Source organism: Methylophaga sp. SB9B (assembly GCF_004832235.1).
Taxonomy (GTDB): Bacteria; Pseudomonadota; Gammaproteobacteria; order Nitrosococcales; family Methylophagaceae; genus Methylophaga; species Methylophaga muralis.
Genome location: NZ_SSXS01000090.1, coordinates 1 through 253 on the forward strand (window position 1 = coordinate 1; position 253 = coordinate 253).

At 45.8% G+C, this 253-nt stretch carries 1 pseudogene; it reads right to left on the minus strand.

Annotation, left to right across the window (positions count from 1 at the left end):
• A pseudogene (locus E8Q33_RS15275) lies at window positions 1-238 on the minus strand (HAD family hydrolase); the annotation flags it as partial.
• Window positions 239-253 lie beyond the last annotated feature (15 nt).

Genomic DNA, 253 nt, shown 5'->3' on the forward strand with positions numbered 1-253 from the left:
CACCACGTTCCAAATCATCAATATCATCCCGGTTACCGGCGATAATCAATACATTGGCATGTTGCTGCAATATTTCGGATTGACCATAGGCTTCAATCAGGCTGACAATATTTTTACGTTTATCAGGGCGTGACAACGCCAGAATCATCGGCTTTTCAGGTTCATCCAGATGCTGAGTAATACGGTTGAATAATTCGCTTTGCAGCTCGTCGCCTTTTGGCGGAGTAAATTGCTGCACATTGGTGCCTGGCGG